The organism is Streptococcus sp. 2018037 (assembly GCF_019754195.1).
In the GTDB taxonomy this organism is placed as follows: domain Bacteria; phylum Bacillota; class Bacilli; order Lactobacillales; family Streptococcaceae; genus Streptococcus; species Streptococcus hashimotonensis.
In genome coordinates, this window is sequence record NZ_JAIJZQ010000014.1 from 35,127 (window position 1) to 53,727 (window position 18,601).

Sequence of the window (18,601 nt, forward strand, 5' to 3'; positions counted from 1 at the left end):
TATGTTTGGACTAACCGTTCGATTGGCTCTGACCAATCTCAAAAAGAACCGTAGGCTCTATTTTCCCTATGCCCTGATGACCATTTTGTCCACAGCCATTGCCTATATTTTTGCCTCGCTTGCCTTTCATCCTGATTTAGGTCAGGTCAAGGGGGCCAATGGAGTGATTCAAGTGCTGGGCTTCGGTATGATTGTGGTCATGCTGGCCGTTGCCATCATGGTCTTCTATGCCAATAGTTTTGTTATGAAGCAGCGGTCAAAAGAGTTCGGTGTCTATAGCATTCTTGGTCTGGAGAAAAAACATCTCTTCTTGATGACTTTTCTAGAAAATCTGGTCTTTTCAGTCGGTACCATTCTAGCTGGCTTGCTCTTGGGACTGGCTCTAGATAAACTCTTCTATGCGCTCTTGCTGAAAGCCATGCAGATGCCTGTGGTCCTGGCTTCAACCTTCCAGTTGAAAAGTCTAGTCACTGTACTTATCTATCTCTTTGGGATTTTTGCCTTGGTCAGCCTTTTTAATATCGGAAAGCTGGGCTTGACTGACTCTCTCAAACTGGTTCAGGGCAAGAAGCGTGGGGATAAGAAAACTGGCTTCCTATGGCTGCAGACCTTCTTAGCCCTTATCTTATTGGTGGCAGGCTATGCCATTGCCCAACTAGTGACCAGTCCTATGCAGGCTATTCCAAGTTTCTTTGGAGCAACTCTTCTGGTTATCTTTGGGACTTACCTGCTCTTCCACGCAGGTGTTATCAGTCTATTAAACTGGCTAAAGAACCGTCAGACTTATTATTATAAGCCAGATAATTTCATTTCTGTATCCAACTTGATTTTCCGTATGCGGAAAAATGCTCTGGGCCTTGCGACCATTACCATCCTCTCCAGTATGTTCTTGGTGACCATGGTTGGAGGACTCAATATTTACATCGGTGGCAAAGATTATATCGCCAATCAAAATCCAAATGATTATTCGATTGATGTTGCCTTGAAATCGACTATTTCAAAAACACAGGTAGAGGAATGGGCTGGTGCTATTGCAGAAAAGGCGGGGATTCCTGTGGAAAGTAAGGTAGTCTATCCCTATCAGCAAGCCTATTTTTCTGAGGTGACAAATCAGCAAGTAAGATTTTTGACGGAAAAAGAGTCATGGATGGATTTTTCTAATCAAGTAGGTGTAGGCTATATTTTGGATAGAGCTACATATGAGAAAATGACTAGTCAAAAACTGGAGTTGGCAGCTGACCAGGTGGCCATTTATAGTAAGGGAGTCCAGTATCAAGCTGGTCAAACCCTCACCTTTGATGAAAAGGAGATGGAAGTTGCTCAAGTCTTACCCCAAAATGTGACCCTGGGGCATCTGCCAGACCATGTGACTTTTTATTTTAGTAAGTATTTAGTTATTGTTGTTCAAGACTTGACCGCTTTTGAAAATCAAGCTGAAAATCGCTATTATATGGGTTTTGAAAGCAGTTTGTCAGAAGAAGAGCAGGTAGATAGCCAGGAAGCCTTCTTATTTGGTAGTTTTGAAAGTGAGCTTTGGGAGTCCAATATATTACCGAATGGAACGAACGCCATCAGTCTCGCCTATCGTGCTTATGCGATGCGTGGTTTCTTCAGTTTTGCAGGTTCACTTTTCTTCATCGGCCTCTTGCTATCGCTCATCTTTTTGATGGCGGTGGTGCTGGTGATTTACTTCAAACAGATTTCAGAAGGCTATGAAGATAGAGATCGCTTCGTCATTATGACTAAGGTTGGTCTGGATGAGGATCAGACGAGACAGTCCATTCGCAAGCAATTACTGACCGTCTTTTTCCTACCTATCCTACTTGCCTTTGTCCATCTTGCCTTTGCCTACAAGATGCTATCGTCCATCCTTTTGTCTATCGGCGTGGTTAATGCAGAGCTTATGTTGCAGGTAACAGCAGGTATCTGTGGTGGTTATCTCTTACTTTACCTAGTGGTCTATGCCATCACAACACGATCTTACAAACAGATTATTTCCTAAACTTGGGGTGACCCAAGTTTTTAATTTTTCCACTATTTTGTTTTACATACTAGTTACCTTGTGTTATACTATAGGTACAAATCTAATAGGTAAAACAAACTAGTGATAGAAGACAAAGAAAATCACTTTTATTGTTATCAGACTAGTCGGTATTACAAACTAAGGAGAGGAGAGCTTATGAAAGAAACACAGATGCTGAAAGGTGTCCTAGATGGCTGTGTTTTGCAGATAATTAGCCAAAAGGAAATCTATGGCTATGAGTTGGTTCAGGAATTGAGGAAGCAGGGTTTTGAAAATATGGTCGGAGGGACGGTCTATCCTCTCCTTCAGAAGTTAGAAAAAAATGACTTGATTTTTAGTCAGAATAAGCCCTCGCCAGATGGACCCGATAGGAAGTATTTTTATCTGACAGACCAAGGAAAGGCTTATCTAGAAGATTTTTGGAGCCAGTGGACGGAATTGGTTCAAAAAGTTCAGCGATTGAAAGGAGAATAAGATGAGCAAACAAATGGAATACCGCAAGCAGATTGAAGTGATTGAAAGCCAACTGACCAAGGAAAATAAGGAATACATGGGCCGTATCAATGGCTATATGATGATTGCCTCTGTCTTTCACAGGCAGGAAGAAGCAGTGACTGCCCAGCTCTTGTCCATTTACCAAGATGTTCTTGAAGCCCAAAAAGACGGGCTTTCGGCGGAGGATTTTCTAGGTAAAGACAGCAAGCAGATGGCGGATGACCTACTCAGCTATCTCCCTCCAATTGGTTTTTCTGAAGTCGTCAATCTGAGCGGCCTCATGCTGGTCATCTATCTAGGTAGCCAATGGCTAATGGACTTTGCAGGGACAGGAACAATCTCCCTCAACTGGCTGGACTTGATCTGCGACGCGGTACTTAGCCTCCTCCTCCCAGCAGGGATTTTCCTTATCATTCGCAGTCTGATTTACCAGACCAGCAAAATCAAGGTTTGGGCAAGTTTTCTCTGCATCCCCCTTCTTTTTCTTGTGATTTGCGGACTTCGTCTCTGGGCAATGCCCAAGGAACCTGACCTAGTCTTGACTGGCTGGGGGCTACTAGTACCACTCACCTTGCTCGGTCTCGCTCTGCTATTTTTCCAAAAGGAAAAATTAGTCCGCTATGTCTTTTTACCGACCTATCTCTTCATAATTGTTGGCGGTGTGGTAAATATGGTCATGACCGTTCCAGTTTGGCTCAATCTGATGTTGGTCATTCTTCCAGCTATGGCCTTTTGGATTGGAACTGCGGTTTTGTTGGTGAGAAAGGAGAAGTAAGATGAACAAGCAACAAGAATATTTGAATGCTATTAGTAGCTTACGGGGGAAGTTGACCAAGGAAAACAAGGCCTATATGCGTAAACTTCATGGATATATGATATTGGCTTCGGCCTTTCATGAGCAGGAGGAAAGGGCGACAGAACTATTGCTTTCTATTCACCAAGATGTCTTGGATGCCCAAACAGACGGTCAATCCGCTGAGGAATTTTTAGGAAAAGATAGCAAGCACATGGCGGATGAACTCTTGTCAGACTTGCCGCCTATTCGCTGGTACTATGGTCTGCGGTTAACAGGATTGATTTCCTTGGTCTATATTAGCTGGTTTTTCTTAGGTTTGTTTGGAGTGACTGGTGAAATGGTCCTAGAATGGCGGGGCTTGCTGTGCGATTTGTTTCTGGCACTCATTCTACCCAGCTCTGCTTTTTTCATCCTAAAGAACCTAGTCTATGAACGGTCAAAAATCAAGTCCTATCTGCTGATGGGGACCTGGGGGCTTAGCTTTGTGGGGTTAATTGTCTTGCGTTTTTGGATTAGTCGGCAGTTTTATGAGGGGATTCCCCTGCCCTTGTGGGGCAGTCTTTTGGTGATTCTAGGAATCGTAGCTGGTCTCTTCTACTATCGCAGCAAGTCAGCAATTTTAGATACCTTGATTCCAGCCTCTGTCCTAACGGTTCTCAGCGGCTTTAGTCAGTTGCTGGTCAGCCAGTTTGGCTATGGATCGCAGGACTGGACAGGATGGTTGCCTCTGCTCTTTATGGTTTTTGCCTTTTTCTCAACGCTTGCAGGCACATTTTTCCTATTGAAAAAGGAGAATGTGGGTTAGAAACACGATCAGGCAACTCTTTAGAGTGGTCTGATTTTTTGGTATAATGGTTGAAAGAGAGAAAAGCAACAAAGGAGTAAAACCATGACATTTGAAGAGATTTTACCAGGCTTGAAGGCCAAGAAAAAGTACGTTCGCACAGGCTGGGGCGGAGCGGAGAACTACGTCCAGCTCTTTGACACCATTGAGGTTCACGGGCAAAAGCTGGAGGCGACGCCCTATTTCCTCATCAACGTGACAGGCGAGGGCGAAGGCTTCTCCATGTGGAGCCCGACCCCCTGCGATGTCCTTGCGACCGACTGGGTAGAAGTCCATGACTAAGACAGCCCTCATCACCGGCGTTTCCAGCGGCATTGGACTAGCGCAGGCGGAGATTTTTTTGGAAAATGGCTGGCGTGTCTACGGGATTGATCAGGCCAGCAAGCCTGATTTGGCAGGGGATTTCTACTTTCTACAGCTGGACCTGGCTGGCGATTTAAGCCCAGTCTTTTCCTGGTGCCAGACAGTTGATGTCCTCTGTAACACCGCAGGCATTCTAGACGATTACCGACCCCACCTCGATATTGCGGAGGATGAATTAGCTCATATCTTCGCAGTTAATTTTTTTGCGGTGACCAGACTAACCCGCCCCTATCTGCAACAAATGGTGGACAGACAGTCGGGCATCATTATCAATATGTGCTCCATTGCCTCCAGTCTAGCAGGTGGTGGAGGCTCTGCCTATACTGCCTCCAAGCACGCTTTGGCAGGCTTTACCAAGCAGTTGGCACTGGACTATGCCAAGGACAAGGTCCAGGTCTTCGGCATCGCCCCTGGTGCTGTCCAGACAGGCATGACCCAGAAGGACTTTGAGCCTGGTGGCCTGGCGGACTGGGTGGCAGACCAGACCCCTATCGGACGCTGGACCCAGCCCAGCGAAATCGCAGAGCTGACCTTCATGCTGGCTACTGGCAAACTCGCTTCCATGCAAGGCCAGATTGTCACTATTGACGGTGGCTGGAGTTTGAAGTAGGGGGGAGTATTATGATTCTAGAAACCAATCGTCTGGTGCTCCGCCCTTGGAGTGAAACAGATGCAGCGGACTTATTTTCTCAGGCTAGTCATCCAGATGTGGGTCCCGCAGCGGGTTGGCCAGTTCATCAAAGTCTGGAAGAAAGTCGAGAGATTATCAAGACAGTCCTCAGCCAACCCGAAACCTATGCCCTTGTCCTCAAAGAAACAGGCCAGGTCATTGGCAGTATTGGTCTCATGATTGGCAAGCAGAGTGGTCTTGATTTACCTGATTCAGAAGCCGAACTGGGCTATTGGCTTGGTCAATCGTTTTGGGGACAGGGTCTCATTCCAGAAGCTAGTCAAGTTTTACTGGATTACGGATTTGCCCAGTTGAGTTTAGATAAGATTTGGTGCTGTGCATTTGTAGAAAATAGCAAGTCCCTACGTGTCCAAGAAAAGCTGGGTTTTGTACACCAATACCTCTTGGAAGATGTACATTTCCCGCTCATTGATGAAGTCCGTACCGAAAGAGTGAGTTTATTGACGAGAGAGATATGGTTGGAAAGAGAGGAACATTATGGAAATTAAAGGAAAAAATGGCTTGGCCAAAGTCTTTACAGACAATATTGACCAAGGTGCCGTTGAACAAATTGAGAAAATGTTAGACAATGCGATTACGGAACAAACTCAAGTACGGATTATGCCGGATGTACATTACGGAAAAGGCGCGACAATCGGTACCACGATTCGATTGCCAGAAAATCGGAAGGATTGGAAGATTTGTCCGAATGTTGTGGGCGTTGATATTGGTTGTTCCATGCGGACCGTCAATATTGGAGTCCAGTCGCAGCTAGATTTAAGTGTCTTTGATGAGGCAGTGCATCGTCTAGTTCCTGCTGGTCACCGCGTTCACCAGAAACCCTTACTGCCTCAAGAAGAAATTAATCAGCTCTTAGACGGTTTGACTTTTTCCTTAAGTGCTCAACAAAGAGAACGGATTTCGTGTTCGCTAGGTACCTTGGGTGGAGGAAATCATTTCTATGAACTGGGGTGTGATGATGAGGGAGATTACTGGATTACCGTTCATTCAGGGTCACGTTATCTCGGTGTTTTGGTGGCAATTCATCACCAACAGATTGCAGGTGCAGAAAAAGAGCGGTATAGAACAAGACAATTTGATTTTCTAGTAGATACCTTGAAAAGAACAAATCGTCAATCGGAGATTCAGTCAGTCAAACTGGCTTGGAAGGAGGAAAAAATCACTTCAGAAATACAGGAAATCTTATCAGAATTTCCAGAAGTGTTTGTTCCTGCCAGTCCAGGTTTAGAGTATCTAACAGGGGACTTGTTAGAAGACTACCTTAACGATGTTCACATTGCCCAAGTTTTCTCCAGTCTGAATCGAAAATTGATGTTAGATGCCCTAGTGAAAGAGTTTGATTTTCAGGTGAAGGACGGCTTTGAATCCATGCACAATTATGTTGACATAGAGGCTGGTATTGTTCGGAAAGGTGCAACTTCTGCACAGAAAAATGAACGCCTGATTATTCCTATCAATATGAAAGACGGCTCTATTTTTGCTAAAGGTAAGGGAAATCCAGATTGGAATTTTTCTGCCCCGCATGGTGCAGGTCGCTTGCTTAGTAGAACGCAGGCAAGACAGCAGGTACAATTAGCGGACTTCAAGGAAAGTATGCAGGGGATTTATTCAACCTCTATCGGTGAAGCAACGTTAGACGAGGCTCCAAGTGTTTATAAGCCTTTAGATGAAATCGTTGAGAATATAAAAGACACAGTAACGATTGAAACGATTGTCAAGCCAGTTTACAATTTCAAAGCACACTAGAAAGGACCCCATGACACCTACACAACTCTGGCAAGATTTTCTTGCCATCAATTCCCAAGCAGGTCCTGAGCCGGAGGCCTGGGCCTTTGGGGCGGAAGCTGATCGACTGGCTGACTTGGTGGCCAGGGGCATAAAAACTTCGACCAGCTCTGCTCATGCCCTCTACGCAGTAGAGGGAGAAGAAATCCCAAGAGCTGGTGGCTATGCCATCATTCTGGACGGACAAGGTCAGGCTGTGTGCATTATCCAGACCACCAAGGTCTATGTGACGCCCTTTTCCCAAGTGACGGAAAATCATGCCTATAAGGAGGGCGAGTTCCGTCAGGAAGGTGACTTGTCTGACATAAAAGCGAAAAGTCTGATCCACTGGCGACAGGTCCATGAAGAGCTTTTCACTATCTGGCTGGAAGAAGCAGGCCTGTCCTTCTCAGAAGATATGCTAGTCGTCTGTGAAGAATTTGAATTAGTTTATCCTAAAAACTAGGTTCTTGCTTGTTTATTTTAAGTTGTTTATATTATAATAATATAAAATTAAACAAGGAGGTTCCTATGAATAAGGAACGTGCCATCAATTTATTGGACCAGCTTTCTTCTATTATTGCTGGAAAAGAGGAGGAGATTGGCAAAGAGAAGACAGGGAAGTTGCAGTCGGCCTTGCTTGTTGCCAAGGAAGATGTGGCTAGTAAGGAAGGAGTGGCTTTGGCAAATAGTTTGTCAGGCTTTGTTCAGATGATTTCCAAGGCTAGTCTTCCAGGCGCCAATCTCCGTTTTACAGACCAAGAACGCCCTGTTTGGGAAGAGTTTAAAGCCTTGACAGAGAAAGCAAGAGAAGATGGTCAACGAGGCCTTCATTTAACAATCTAAGGAGCTCAGGCTCCTTTTTATATCCTAGATTGTAGCATCTTTCTTGAACCTGGCATCAAAACAGTTTAGGCTATTCAGTGAAGTGTTTCAACCTAAACCTAGAAAGGTAGAAGCGAGGAAAAGGTTGAGATGTTGGCGGTAGTAGGTTCACATCATTCAGGGACTACAGTTAGCCCAGACTAGATGCTTGGAAGTGAGAGGGATACTTTGCATTTTGTCGAGTTCTATTTTCACTTCTTCCGCTATTTTCCAAAAACATCAAAATTTGCTATAATAGGAGTATATCATTGAAAAGAGAGAAAACTATGAGCAATAACTATGCAATTATCCTAGCGGCGGGTAAGGGAACTCGCATGAAGTCTGACTTGCCAAAGGTCCTACACAAAGTGGCAGGAATTACCATGTTGGAGCATGTCAAACGGGCTGTAGATGCTATGGAACCTGCTAAAACAGTAACCATTGTCGGTCACAAGGCAGAATTGGTGCAGACTGTTCTCGAAGGTCAGTCAGAGTTTGCCCTTCAATCTGAACAGTTGGGGACAGGCCACGCCGTTATGATGGCTGAGCCAGCTCTTGCAGGTTTGGAAGGTCAGACCCTTGTTATCGCAGGAGATACACCGCTGATTACAGGAGAAAGCTTGAAGAACCTCATTAACTTCCATGTCAGCCACAAGAATGTTGCGACTATCTTGACAGCTCAGGCTGATAACCCATTCGGATATGGTCGGATTATTCGCAATGCTGATGGGGAAGTGCAAAAAATTGTTGAACAAAAAGATGCCAACGATTTTGAAAAACAAGTGAAAGAAATCAATACAGGAACCTACTTATTTGATAATAAACGTCTTTTTGAAGCGCTTAAAGATATTAATACGGACAATGCCCAAGGAGAGTACTATCTGACAGATGTTATTTCGATTTTCCGTCAGGCAGGCAAAAAGGTTGGTGCCTATGTATTGCGTGATTTTGATGAAAGTTTGGGTGTAAATGACCGTGTCGCTCTTGCGACTGCAGAAGCTGTTATGCGCAAACGAATCAATGAAAAACATATGGTCAATGGTGTGACATTTATCAACCCAGATGCTACCTATATTGATATTGATGTTGAGATTGGCGCAGAAGCTGTTATCGAAGCTAATGTTGTCTTGAAAGGGCAAACGGTGATTGGTGAACGCACTGTCTTAACCAATGGTACTCGTGTACGCGATGCGAAAATTGCAGCAGATGTTGTCATCAGCAACTCAGACATTGAAGAATCTGTCATTGAAGAAGGTGTGACGGTAGGACCATACGCCCATATTCGTCCAGGCAGTCTCTTGAAAAAAGATGTTCACGTTGGAAACTTTGTGGAAATCAAGGGCTCTACACTTGGTCAAGGAACGAAGTCTGGTCATTTGACCTACCTAGGAAATGCAACGATTGGCGATAATGTTAACGTTGGTGCTGGTACCATCACTGTCAATTACGACGGTAAAAATAAATTTAAAACAACCGTTGGAGATAATGCCTTTGTTGGCTCTAACTCAACCATTATCGCACCAGTAACTATTGGGGACAATGCCTTGTTGGCTGCAGGTTCTGTTATTACAAAAGATATTCCAGAGGATGCCATCGGTATTGGTCGTGGTCGTCAAGAAAACAAAGAAGGTTATGCGACTCGTTTTCCGTTCCATCCAAGTCAAAAATAGGTAATCGTATGAATTTTGAAGAAAAAACCATTGAGCGGACAGAAATTTTTAAAGGGCACATTTTTGATGTAGTAGTAGATGATGTTGCCCTGCCAAATGGTGGAACTGGTAAGCGCGAACTCATTTTCCACAAGGGAGCAGTTTGCGTTTTAGCCGTCACTCCAGAAGGTAAAATGATTTTAGTCAAACAATACCGCAAGGCTATTGAACGTACTATTTATGAAATTCCGGCGGGGAAATTGGAGCTGGGCGAAGAAGATACGCTTGAAGATGCTGCTTTGCGTGAATTAGAAGAAGAAACAGGCTATACTAGTGACAAACTGACCTTGTTGGCAGATTTCTATTCAGCCATCGGTTTCTGTAATGAACGAATTCGCCTTTATTTAGCAGATAACCTTATCAAGGTTGAAAATCCTCGTCCAATGGATGAAGATGAGGTTATCGAATTACATGAGGTAACCTTGGAAGAGGCTTTGAACTTGGTGACTACTGGCGATATTTGTGATGCAAAGACCATCATGGCTATCCAATATTTACAACTCATGAGAAAGTAGGAAACTAGCAATGGGCAAGCCCTTGTTGACGGATGAAATTTTAGAGAAAGTGAAAAAGAAACAGTATTCCGACCAATCTAGCCAGTTTGGACACTATCGTCCAAACCAGGATATATCAATGGATGATGCTCTATTCGATCCATATCTAGAAGAAGATTATCAGGGATATGAAGAGGGACAAACGATCCGAATCCCGGTCAAACCTACTGTAGTAAAAAGTCGCCGTATCGAAACCATCAAGCGAGAAGCTTTCCGCAGTAAGGTAAACAAAATCCTTTTTTGGGTCATCATCTTACTGATAATGTTTATCATTGCAGTATTATTTATTTAGGAGAAGAGATGAAATTTGGAATTATCGCAGCCATGCCTCAGGAATTAAAGATTTTGGTCGAGCATCTACAAGATGCAACTGAAATCGATGTCTTGGGTCGAACTTACTATCAGGGACGAATCGGTCAACATGAAGTCGTTCTTGTTCAGTCTGGTATCGGTAAGGTTATGTCAGCTATGTCCGTGGCTGTTTTGGCAGATCGTTTTTCAGTTGATGTCATTGTTAATACTGGCTCGGCAGGAGCTGTTGCCGAAGGTATTGCCATCGGTGATGTGGTTGTAGCAAATCAATTGGCTTACCACGATGTGGATGTGACGGCTTTCGGCTATGCTTACGGGCAAATGGCCGGGCAGGAATTGTATTATCCGGCAGACCAAGTCTTGTTAGAACAGCTAAGAACCGTTTTAGCAGAGCAGGAAATGATTAGCCATGTGGGTCTGATTGTGACAGGTGACAGTTTTATCGCAGGTCAGGAGAGAATCGCTACAATCAAAACTCATTTTCCAGAAGTCCTTGCCGTAGAGATGGAAGGAGCAGCTATCGCTCAAGCAGCTGTCAATACAGGTAAGCCATTCTTGGTTATCCGTGCCATGAGTGACACAGCTCAGGGAGATGCCAATATCACCTTTGATGAATTTATTATTCAAGCAGGAGAACGTTCTGCCCAGACCTTGATTGCCTTTCTGGAGAAAAATTAAGCAGATTTTGACAACAATACATTGAAAAGGATGACAGTAGCAAAGAGTTGTTACTGTTTTTCTTATGCAGTAATTTGAGCCCGATATTATAAGGTTTCGGCTATCTGTCCCCATACAGTTGTGAATATGTAATGTTGAAAAATGTATGATAATCATTTACAATTTTGTTTATGAAAAATAATTTAGGAGGAAGATTTGATGCAACGATTATTGCTTGCAAATGATTTGCCTGGTGTGGGCAAGGTTGCCCTAGCCACTAGTATACCAATTGCAGCAGCTTGTCAGGTAGAAACAATGCTTTTACCTACAGTTCTTTTATCCTCACACACAGGCGGTTTCCCAGATGTTGTCACTGAAGATATGACTGACTTGAATCAAGCCTATTTTGAACAGTGGAAGAACTTGAATTTGGAGTTGGCAGGCATTTTGTCTGGCTACTGTAGAAATCCTCGGCAGCTAAGTCAGTTGGCTATGTATGCTAAACAAACAGAGACACCATTGATTGTTGATCCGGTCATGGGGGATGGAGGGAAGTTGTATACAGGTTTTACCCCTACCTATGTAGAAGCCATGAAAGCATTGATTCAGTCGGCCAAGCTCATTCTCCCCAATGTAACAGAGGCAGCTTTTTTGACAGGGAGGGATTATTTGGGAGCTTGCTACGATAGGGCGGCTATTGAGGACTTACTGGAAGCTTTAGCAGAGCAGGTGTCTGCAGATATTGTACTGACAGGAATTTCCTTTGATGATAGCCAAATAGGTGTAGCCTATTTTCAGCAGGAAACAGGGGAAATAACTACCTATATGTCTAAAAAATATCCAGCAAATTTCTTTGGAACAGGTGACATTCTATCTACCTTGTTGGCTGTAGCAACCATCCAACAAATCAATCTCCATCAAGCCATCCCTCTAGCTTTAGATTTTATCGACAAGAGTTTAGAGCGTACTCTCGCTTTGGATAGAGACTTGAAATTTGGGATTTCCTTTGAACCTTTTCTAGCAGCATTACAGCAGGCATTTCAAACATTAAAGGAGAAATTATGAAACAGAATCAATTGCGTCAATTAACAGAAATTAGCCTATTTGCAGCCCTTATTTGTGTGGTTGTCTTCTTTATTCGTATTCCTTTTGGGAGTCAATTTGTCCATCTAGGAAATGCTCTGGTGGTAGTAGGAGTACTAATCTTTGGTGCCAAAAAAGGGGCATTGGCAGCCTCACTCGGTCTAGGGATCTTTGATTTACTGTCGGGATATGCTTCCGTTGCTTGGATTACCATTCTAGAATCACTCATTGTCTGTTTTGTCCTCCACTTATTTTATGAGAAATTCCTACAGGCAAACGATAGTCTATCAAATATTATGTTGGTTGGGATAGTTGCAGCCTTCACAAAAATTATCTTGAACCTGTTGAAGTACACAGTGACGGGTAGCTTAGTCGGTGGACTAACGCCATCAGCATCATTTTTAGCTGCTTTGGGTAGGATTTTAGGAACCTATGGCACTGCGATTACGACCATCATTGCTGTACCTATTCTTTATCAGGTATGTAAAAGGTTATATAAGAGAAAGTAATTTATATTAGTGACATTAGTTAAATTCAATATGAAAAAAGGTCAGAAGGACTACACTGTAAGTGACGAAACAAACAGGAGGTTATACTCTTCGAAAATCAAAATTATCCGTTGTCAACTTGCCTTGATGAACTCCAGTTCTATCTTCGGCTTCGTTTCCTAGGCTACTTTTGATTTTCATTGAGTATTAGTACAAGTTCTTTCAAATATCGCCGTAATGTTGTCCTATCTATAGTAGAGACAAAAATAAAAGCACAGACAATTCGGCTGTATTTCATCAAAAATCAGCTTGAATCTATCTGTGTTTTTATTGGCTAGTTCTTATACTCATGTTTGTTGCGTATTTTTTAGAGCTCGTCAATAGAGTGGGTTAGTTTTTCCGGCGATGACTAACATCATTAACTCGTCAAGCACAAAGCCCTCACTAAGATTATACACCTAGTGAGGGCTTCATATTTATTTTCATTATTCTGTGGGTGAGGTCGGAACCATCAGGGATGCCTTTCCCAGCTTTTTTTATTATTTTTCTAAAGTAAATTCTTCATTTCCGTTAATAATGGTGGTATTTCCCTTGCGAGAATAGGAAATAATATCTTTTATGGAAATATCGTATGTAGTCAGTTGTTTGATTGCTGCGTCATTAATTTTTGTAATGGTTACTGTATGGAGGAGCTGATCGACATCTCCCTCGAAAAAGGTAGCAGAGATAGTACCAGTTTCTTGATTGTATGTGGCACCTAGTTCTTTAGCATACTCGTCTTGGTACTTATGAAATTCTTTTTCCGCCTCAGCTTGTGTAGGTAGAAATGATTTCAATTGCTTTTCATAGTCTGCTCCGAGAGCGGTTGTTAAGTATTCTTCTACGGAAATTCCCAGAGAACTTGCTTCTTTTTGTGCTTCCTCTAACATTACCTTATAGGCTTGATCCAAGGTTAATTTTGCGATTTTAGGAATATCAAAGCTTGTTGTAGCGGTGAAGACAGCTTTCTTATCTACGACTGTCATCGTATAAGTTGCATCAATCCACGTTTTATCGATACCTGGAAGTTGATTTTGTAACTCCTTGATACTGGTTTTGACAATGTCTTGTTCAGCTTGGGAATTGCGCCATGTACCGCTAATGTTGCCACTATTATATTTGAATAATGCAAGACAGGCAAAAAATACGATAATAGCGGTAAAGAGTGTGGTAATAATTCTAAGGATGCGATTACGTTTCTTTTTCTGTTTCGCAATGAGTTCTTCGAAAGTTTGAGTAGATGTATTTTCCATATATTCTCCTTTTATTTCCCTATTTTTAATATACTATAGTTTGTTTGCTTTGTCAATGGTCGTAGGGATGGAAACACGCTATCTGTATGAAGAAAAAGGTATGTAACTATTTTCTTGTTGTATGCATTTTTTTTAAAGCTTTTGTAAAACCTTCGCTTTAACAAGGACAATCCCTCATTTCCAAGGCTATTATATTACATTTTTTCTACTAAAAACTGACAGCAGTCGTGAAAATATGGTTTATAAAACAAATTTTTTCATGCGTTTGTCGTGGAATGGAAAATTTATTCACGAACAATCATTGTCAGTTGTTTTTTCTTGCAAAAATCAAAAATAAAATATATACTAGTTAATTGTTAACTGGTTAATAAGTCTAGGAGGACAAAAATGAAAAAGAAAACAACCTTATTTGCCTTGACAGGCATTATCCTATCTTGTCATCTTTTTTTGGCGGGTTGCCAAAAAACAGAGAATACTGCAATAAATCATCAAGATGTTCAAAGTAGCAATGTCTCAAAAGTAGATGAAAATACGATTGTGGTGTCTGAAATTAAATCTAATGGCTATATGCGTCTATATGGAGAAGAGTCATACTTTTTTGAAGGTCCTATCCCGTATGCGGCACACTTTTTAAAAGATACCCTTCCAGATTCTGATTATAAATTGAATAAAGAAGATATTCAGTATCAGCTAGAGAAAGGTTATATTATAAAAGTAAATGAGCAGTACTTCTACTATCCAAAGGATAAAGATGCTAATGTAATTTCTATTTCTGAAGCTAAGAAACTCACCAAAAATCAAAAGAAACCTACTTCTCAAGCTAAAAAAGGGGTAGCTGGTGTTGATTATCCTACGGATGATGGATTTCTTTTTGAAAATGAAGGTCAAATTCTTTCAAAAACGGATGAGGGACTGGTCTTAGAACATAATGGTCATTCACATTTTATTTTCTATAAGGATTTAAAAGAAAGCAAATGGTCCTATTTGGTACCCAAAGAGTACATTGAGAATAGCCAATCCAGCTCACATTCCAACGCAAAGCAAGCGAAGCTATCACAAACTTTTGATGATGGTTATGTATTTGATCCGAAGGATATAGTGGCTGAAGATGCGAATGGCTATACGGTACGTCATGGAGATCATTATCATTATATTTGGAAATCAAGTTTGCAACACGGACAAGGAAATACTGGGGAGACCATTGGAAAAAAGGGACAGATTACTGTTCTTGATAATCATTCGTTGCATACTCCGACCACAAGAAATAATTTCGTCCCACTCAAGTCTACCACAGAAAAAGGGCATACTTCCACTCAGTCTAATTCAAAAAAAGCTTTCCCAGGTATTGATTATCCAACAAGCGACGGTTTCATTTTTGATGGTAGTGGAGTCCAAGGTCAAACAGCGTTAGGGTTACTCATTGGCCATGGTACGCATACTCATTTAATTCCGTACAGTCATTTGATAGGAAGTCCGTGGGAGTCTTATATTCCTACTCAGTATTTAGAGACTGCTAGAGCAGAATACCATTCGTCAACTTCCACTCAAGTTGATGTAGAAATTCCGTTGTCACCACAAGAAGGTGGGAAACCTAACTCAAGTGTAGAAGAAGAACGAGAAGCTAAAAAGAGCTACCTAGCCGAAAATCTGCATGTTTCAAAAGAAAAAATCAAGGTGATAGAAACAGATGCAGGACCTGCTTTCGTTTACCCTCATGGTGACCATTCTCATACAATCTTGATTGAGAAAATTGAAGTTGGAAAACCGATCGAAGACCCTCACGGTGACCCACATGCTCATGATAAAATTGGAATGGCTACTTTAAAACAATTAGGTTTTGATGATGAGATTATTGAAGATATTTTGCATGCTACGGCTGATACTCCTTTCCCATCTAATGAAACAGATTCCGAGAAGATGAGAGAGTGGTTAAAAACGGTAAAATATCTAAATATTGGTCAGCGAAAAGATCCGCTAAAGAGAGCCGGTCTGGACTTGATGCCAAATGTTGAAGTGTTGGGGATTGGTTTTACACCAATTGATGATGTAAAACCTATCTTGCAATTTAAAAAATTGAAACAATTATGGATGACCAGCACAGGCGTTAAGGATTATCAGTTTTTGAAAGAAATTCCAACATTGGAGGGAATTGACTTATCACAAAATGGTGTTTCTGATTTGGGCTTTTTGGAAGAATTTCCAAACTTAAAAGTAGTTTCTGCTGCAGGAAATGACATTGAAGATATCACTATTCTAGCTAAATTAAAAGCTTTGGAATCCTTAAATTTAGATCATAATAAAGTGACGGATTTATCCCCATTAGCAGATTTGTCACAATTGACAGCTGTTAGTTTAGATAATAATCGTATCACAGATTTATCTGCGCTTCAAAACAAGAAGAAGTTAACCCGTTTGTATATATCACAGAATCCTCAATTGGATATATCAACTCTAAAAACAGAGAATTTAGAAGAACTGACAGCTAATGAAAGTAATGTAAAAGATCTTCAGTTTGTAAAAAATAATCCAAACTTAACTAGTCTTACTCTTAAGAATAATAAGATTACTGAATTACAAGGGATAGAAGAAAATGAAAAATTAGTAAATCTGGATGTAGAGGGTAATCAAATTAAGACTTTGGAAATAGAGGGTAAACAAGAATCGGTTGTTCGATTAAATATTGCAGATAATCAATTGAAGAATCTAGAAGGAGTCAATGATTACAAAGCCTTAGAAGACCTGAATGCTTCAAAAAATGATATTGAAACACTTGCCATCACAGAGCCAAATAAGACTTTGAAAACAATTGATGTGAGTGAAAATCACATTCCGAAGGAAGAATTAAATCTAAATGATAAGAAGATCCCATCTGCGATTGCAGAACATTTTCCGGCAGTTGAAGGTGGCAGTATTGAGAACAATCAACCTAAAGAAGTTGATAAGGAAGCAAAGGTAAGCGAGTAATTCTCATGTTTGGTAAAGACCTAGTGCCTAAGATAGTCAACTAGTAGCTTTTTGTGTTATACTATAGAAAAATACCAAAGGAGCCATATTATGGGACTATTTTCAGGTTTACTAGGTAATGCCTCGCAAATGGATAATGATAAGATTGAACAGGAATTGGAGCATGTTCTACTGGATAATGAACAGGTTGAGATGGCATTTAGTCTGGTTCGTGATTTGATTGTTTTTACAGAATATCGATTGATTTTGGTCGATAAGCAAGGAATGACTGGGAAAAAGGTATCTTATAAATCGATTCCTTACCGCTCGATTTCACGCTTTACGGTAGAAACCTCTGGTCATTTTGACTTAGACGCTGAGCTGAAAATATGGATTTCCTCGGCTGTTGAACCTGCTGAAATTCTTCAGTTTAAGAGCGATAAGAGTGTCATTGCTATTCAAAAAGCTCTGGCTTCAGCTGTCTTAGGAAAATAGGAAAAAAGTACAGAAAGTGGCTATCCGCTTTCTGCTTTTTTTGATATACTAAGGTGGACTGTTTGTGAGGAGAGAATATGATGCAGATGAAATGGAGAGACTGCTTATTGATATGTTTTGGGGCAATCCTATATGCCCTTGTTTTGAATATGCTCATCATTCCACATGAATTTGGCGAAGGTGGGATTACTGGTGTTACCCTGCTTTTGTTTTATACGACAGGGATTGAAACAAGTCTGTCCAGTTTTGTTTTGAATGGGATTTTGATTGTATTAGCCTATCGCTTTTTGAGTAAGTTAACGGTTTTCTATACTTTCTTAGCGGTTGCTACTATGTCCTTAACCATGCATTATACGACTTTTCTGCAAATAAAATGGTTGCCCCTGATTCCCTCTGCTCTCTTGGCGGGATTGGTGACAGGTTTATCAATGGCTCTAGTCATTTATGGAAACGGGTCCACGGCAGGAAGTGATATTATTGCATTGTTGTGTAATAAATATTTCAAATGGAAGATTTCCACCGTTATTCTCATTTTTGATGTATTTGTGGTAACTCCTCTGGCTTTTAAAATTGGGCTTGTAAAAACATTTTGGACATTGGTAATGGTTGTCATTATCAGTAAGAGTTTGGACTGGTTCTTGCAAGCATTGAAAAGGAACAATCATAAATAAAAATACAAGAAAAACCTAGCTGTGCATATATAGCTAGGTTTTTTGTTATGGTCGAATGAGTTAACTTTCAGACAAGGAGCTGGTACTAGGAAAGTGTCGATGTATCAAAGCTAATTCAAATGACTGATATGTAAAGCCCTTTGTCAAGTAAAAACAATCGAACTGATAAAAAATGAAAAGTATCTAGAAAGAGCCTAGTTCTTAGCTTCGGGCATTGGCCACTCTGATATTCGTGGATTGGTTACCTACAGGTCAATGGTTCTGCCGCGAGTCCTACTCTCTATAAGCGTGGATCACAATTGTGCCACTTAGTCATTTCGTAGATAACTCAAACCTTGAAGTCCTAAACTCCTTCAAGATACTCTCCATTCAAACATTATTTCAATCCTTATTTCTGTCCAAATTCACCCAGTGAGTTTGGACAGAAATAGGGATTCCTCATCGCTCTGCGATGATAAAACTTAATTGTCAAAAGTGTACATGAAAACAAGTGCTAACTTCAAGCTATTCTTCCTGTCATCATCCCCCAAATAAAACCAGATAATTCCCGTGCAATA

General features: G+C 41.3%; 20 protein-coding genes. 19 read left to right on the forward strand and 1 reads right to left on the reverse strand.

Translation table 11 applies throughout. The features are described 5' to 3' along the window. The first annotated feature begins 1 nt into the window (after position 1). From K5Q29_RS06520 to K5Q29_RS06595, 16 genes are all read left to right on the forward strand, one after another. Positions 2-2,002: an ABC transporter permease gene (locus K5Q29_RS06520; RefSeq protein WP_221877069.1), complete on the forward strand. Its 2,001-nt coding sequence runs from the start codon at positions 2-4 to the stop codon at positions 2,000-2,002. Between the two features lie 177 nt (positions 2,003-2,179). Further along, the gene (locus tag K5Q29_RS06525) at positions 2,180-2,497 is read left to right on the forward strand and encodes a PadR family transcriptional regulator (RefSeq protein WP_024418782.1); all 318 of its coding nucleotides are present in this window, start codon (positions 2,180-2,182) and stop codon (positions 2,495-2,497) included. Position 2,498: 1 nt separating this feature from the next. Beyond that, a complete protein-coding gene (locus tag K5Q29_RS06530) occupies positions 2,499-3,293 on the forward strand; it encodes a hypothetical protein (RefSeq protein WP_221877070.1) in 795 nt (264 codons plus the stop codon). Position 3,294: 1 nt separating this feature from the next. After that, positions 3,295-4,119 carry a hypothetical protein gene (locus K5Q29_RS06535; RefSeq protein ID WP_238145637.1) on the forward strand — a complete coding sequence of 275 codons (825 nt, stop codon included), beginning with the start codon at positions 3,295-3,297 and terminating at the stop codon, positions 4,117-4,119. An 84-nt stretch (positions 4,120-4,203) separates the two neighbouring features. After that, positions 4,204-4,440, forward strand: coding sequence for a DUF2829 domain-containing protein (locus K5Q29_RS06540; protein WP_004194840.1), 237 nt, complete (start codon positions 4,204-4,206; stop codon positions 4,438-4,440). Beyond that, entirely contained in the window at positions 4,433-5,131 is a 699-nt protein-coding gene (locus K5Q29_RS06545; RefSeq protein ID WP_105152892.1) for a 3-oxoacyl-ACP reductase, read from the forward strand. The genes K5Q29_RS06540 and K5Q29_RS06545 overlap by 8 nt, the downstream gene beginning before the upstream one ends. 11 nt (positions 5,132-5,142) lie before the next feature. Further along, positions 5,143-5,700: a GNAT family N-acetyltransferase gene (locus K5Q29_RS06550; RefSeq protein WP_105152891.1), complete on the forward strand. Its 558-nt coding sequence runs from the start codon at positions 5,143-5,145 to the stop codon at positions 5,698-5,700. After that, on the forward strand, positions 5,690-6,958 hold the full coding sequence (locus tag K5Q29_RS06555) for an RtcB family protein (protein ID WP_105152890.1): 1,269 nt from the start codon (positions 5,690-5,692) through the stop codon (positions 6,956-6,958). The genes K5Q29_RS06550 and K5Q29_RS06555 overlap by 11 nt, the downstream gene beginning before the upstream one ends. A gap of 10 nt (positions 6,959-6,968) precedes the next feature. Next, complete coding sequence (locus K5Q29_RS06560) at positions 6,969-7,442, forward strand: ASCH domain-containing protein (protein WP_105152889.1); 474 nt, start codon at positions 6,969-6,971, stop codon at positions 7,440-7,442. A 65-nt stretch (positions 7,443-7,507) separates the two neighbouring features. After that, positions 7,508-7,822, forward strand: coding sequence for a hypothetical protein (locus K5Q29_RS06565; protein ID WP_105152888.1), 315 nt, complete (start codon positions 7,508-7,510; stop codon positions 7,820-7,822). A 305-nt stretch (positions 7,823-8,127) separates the two neighbouring features. Further along, positions 8,128-9,510 carry a bifunctional UDP-N-acetylglucosamine diphosphorylase/glucosamine-1-phosphate N-acetyltransferase GlmU gene (gene glmU / locus K5Q29_RS06570; RefSeq protein WP_105121633.1) on the forward strand — a complete coding sequence of 461 codons (1,383 nt, stop codon included), beginning with the start codon at positions 8,128-8,130 and terminating at the stop codon, positions 9,508-9,510. An 8-nt stretch (positions 9,511-9,518) separates the two neighbouring features. Then, positions 9,519-10,064 carry an NUDIX hydrolase gene (locus K5Q29_RS06575; protein WP_105121634.1) on the forward strand — a complete coding sequence of 182 codons (546 nt, stop codon included), beginning with the start codon at positions 9,519-9,521 and terminating at the stop codon, positions 10,062-10,064. Positions 10,065-10,074: 10 nt separating this feature from the next. After that, on the forward strand, positions 10,075-10,395 hold the full coding sequence (gene macP, locus K5Q29_RS06580) for a cell wall synthase accessory phosphoprotein MacP (RefSeq protein ID WP_002936700.1): 321 nt from the start codon (positions 10,075-10,077) through the stop codon (positions 10,393-10,395). Positions 10,396-10,403: 8 nt separating this feature from the next. Then, a complete protein-coding gene (locus K5Q29_RS06585) occupies positions 10,404-11,093 on the forward strand; it encodes a 5'-methylthioadenosine/adenosylhomocysteine nucleosidase (RefSeq protein ID WP_015647163.1) in 690 nt (229 codons plus the stop codon). A gap of 198 nt (positions 11,094-11,291) precedes the next feature. After that, a complete protein-coding gene (locus K5Q29_RS06590) occupies positions 11,292-12,137 on the forward strand; it encodes a pyridoxamine kinase (RefSeq protein ID WP_105153638.1) in 846 nt (281 codons plus the stop codon). Then, positions 12,134-12,664: an ECF transporter S component gene (locus K5Q29_RS06595; protein ID WP_105153639.1), complete on the forward strand. Its 531-nt coding sequence runs from the start codon at positions 12,134-12,136 to the stop codon at positions 12,662-12,664. The genes K5Q29_RS06590 and K5Q29_RS06595 overlap by 4 nt, the downstream gene beginning before the upstream one ends. 518 nt (positions 12,665-13,182) lie before the next feature. Here K5Q29_RS06595 and K5Q29_RS06600 read toward each other — a convergent pair. Then, the gene (locus tag K5Q29_RS06600; RefSeq protein WP_105153640.1) at positions 13,183-13,935 is read right to left on the reverse strand and encodes a hypothetical protein; all 753 of its coding nucleotides are present in this window, start codon (positions 13,933-13,935) and stop codon (positions 13,183-13,185) included. A 387-nt stretch (positions 13,936-14,322) separates the two neighbouring features. Between K5Q29_RS06600 and K5Q29_RS06605 the strand changes: the two genes are divergently transcribed. From K5Q29_RS06605 to K5Q29_RS06615, 3 genes are all read left to right on the forward strand, one after another. Next, positions 14,323-16,899 (forward strand): pneumococcal-type histidine triad protein, encoded by a 2,577-nt coding sequence (locus K5Q29_RS06605; protein ID WP_221877071.1) that lies wholly within the window; start codon positions 14,323-14,325, stop codon positions 16,897-16,899. A gap of 90 nt (positions 16,900-16,989) precedes the next feature. After that, positions 16,990-17,373, forward strand: coding sequence for a PH domain-containing protein (locus K5Q29_RS06610; protein ID WP_002936200.1), 384 nt, complete (start codon positions 16,990-16,992; stop codon positions 17,371-17,373). 77 nt (positions 17,374-17,450) lie between these two features. Continuing rightward, positions 17,451-18,044: a YitT family protein gene (locus K5Q29_RS06615; protein WP_105096024.1), complete on the forward strand. Its 594-nt coding sequence runs from the start codon at positions 17,451-17,453 to the stop codon at positions 18,042-18,044. Positions 18,045-18,601: the final 557 nt, after the last annotated feature.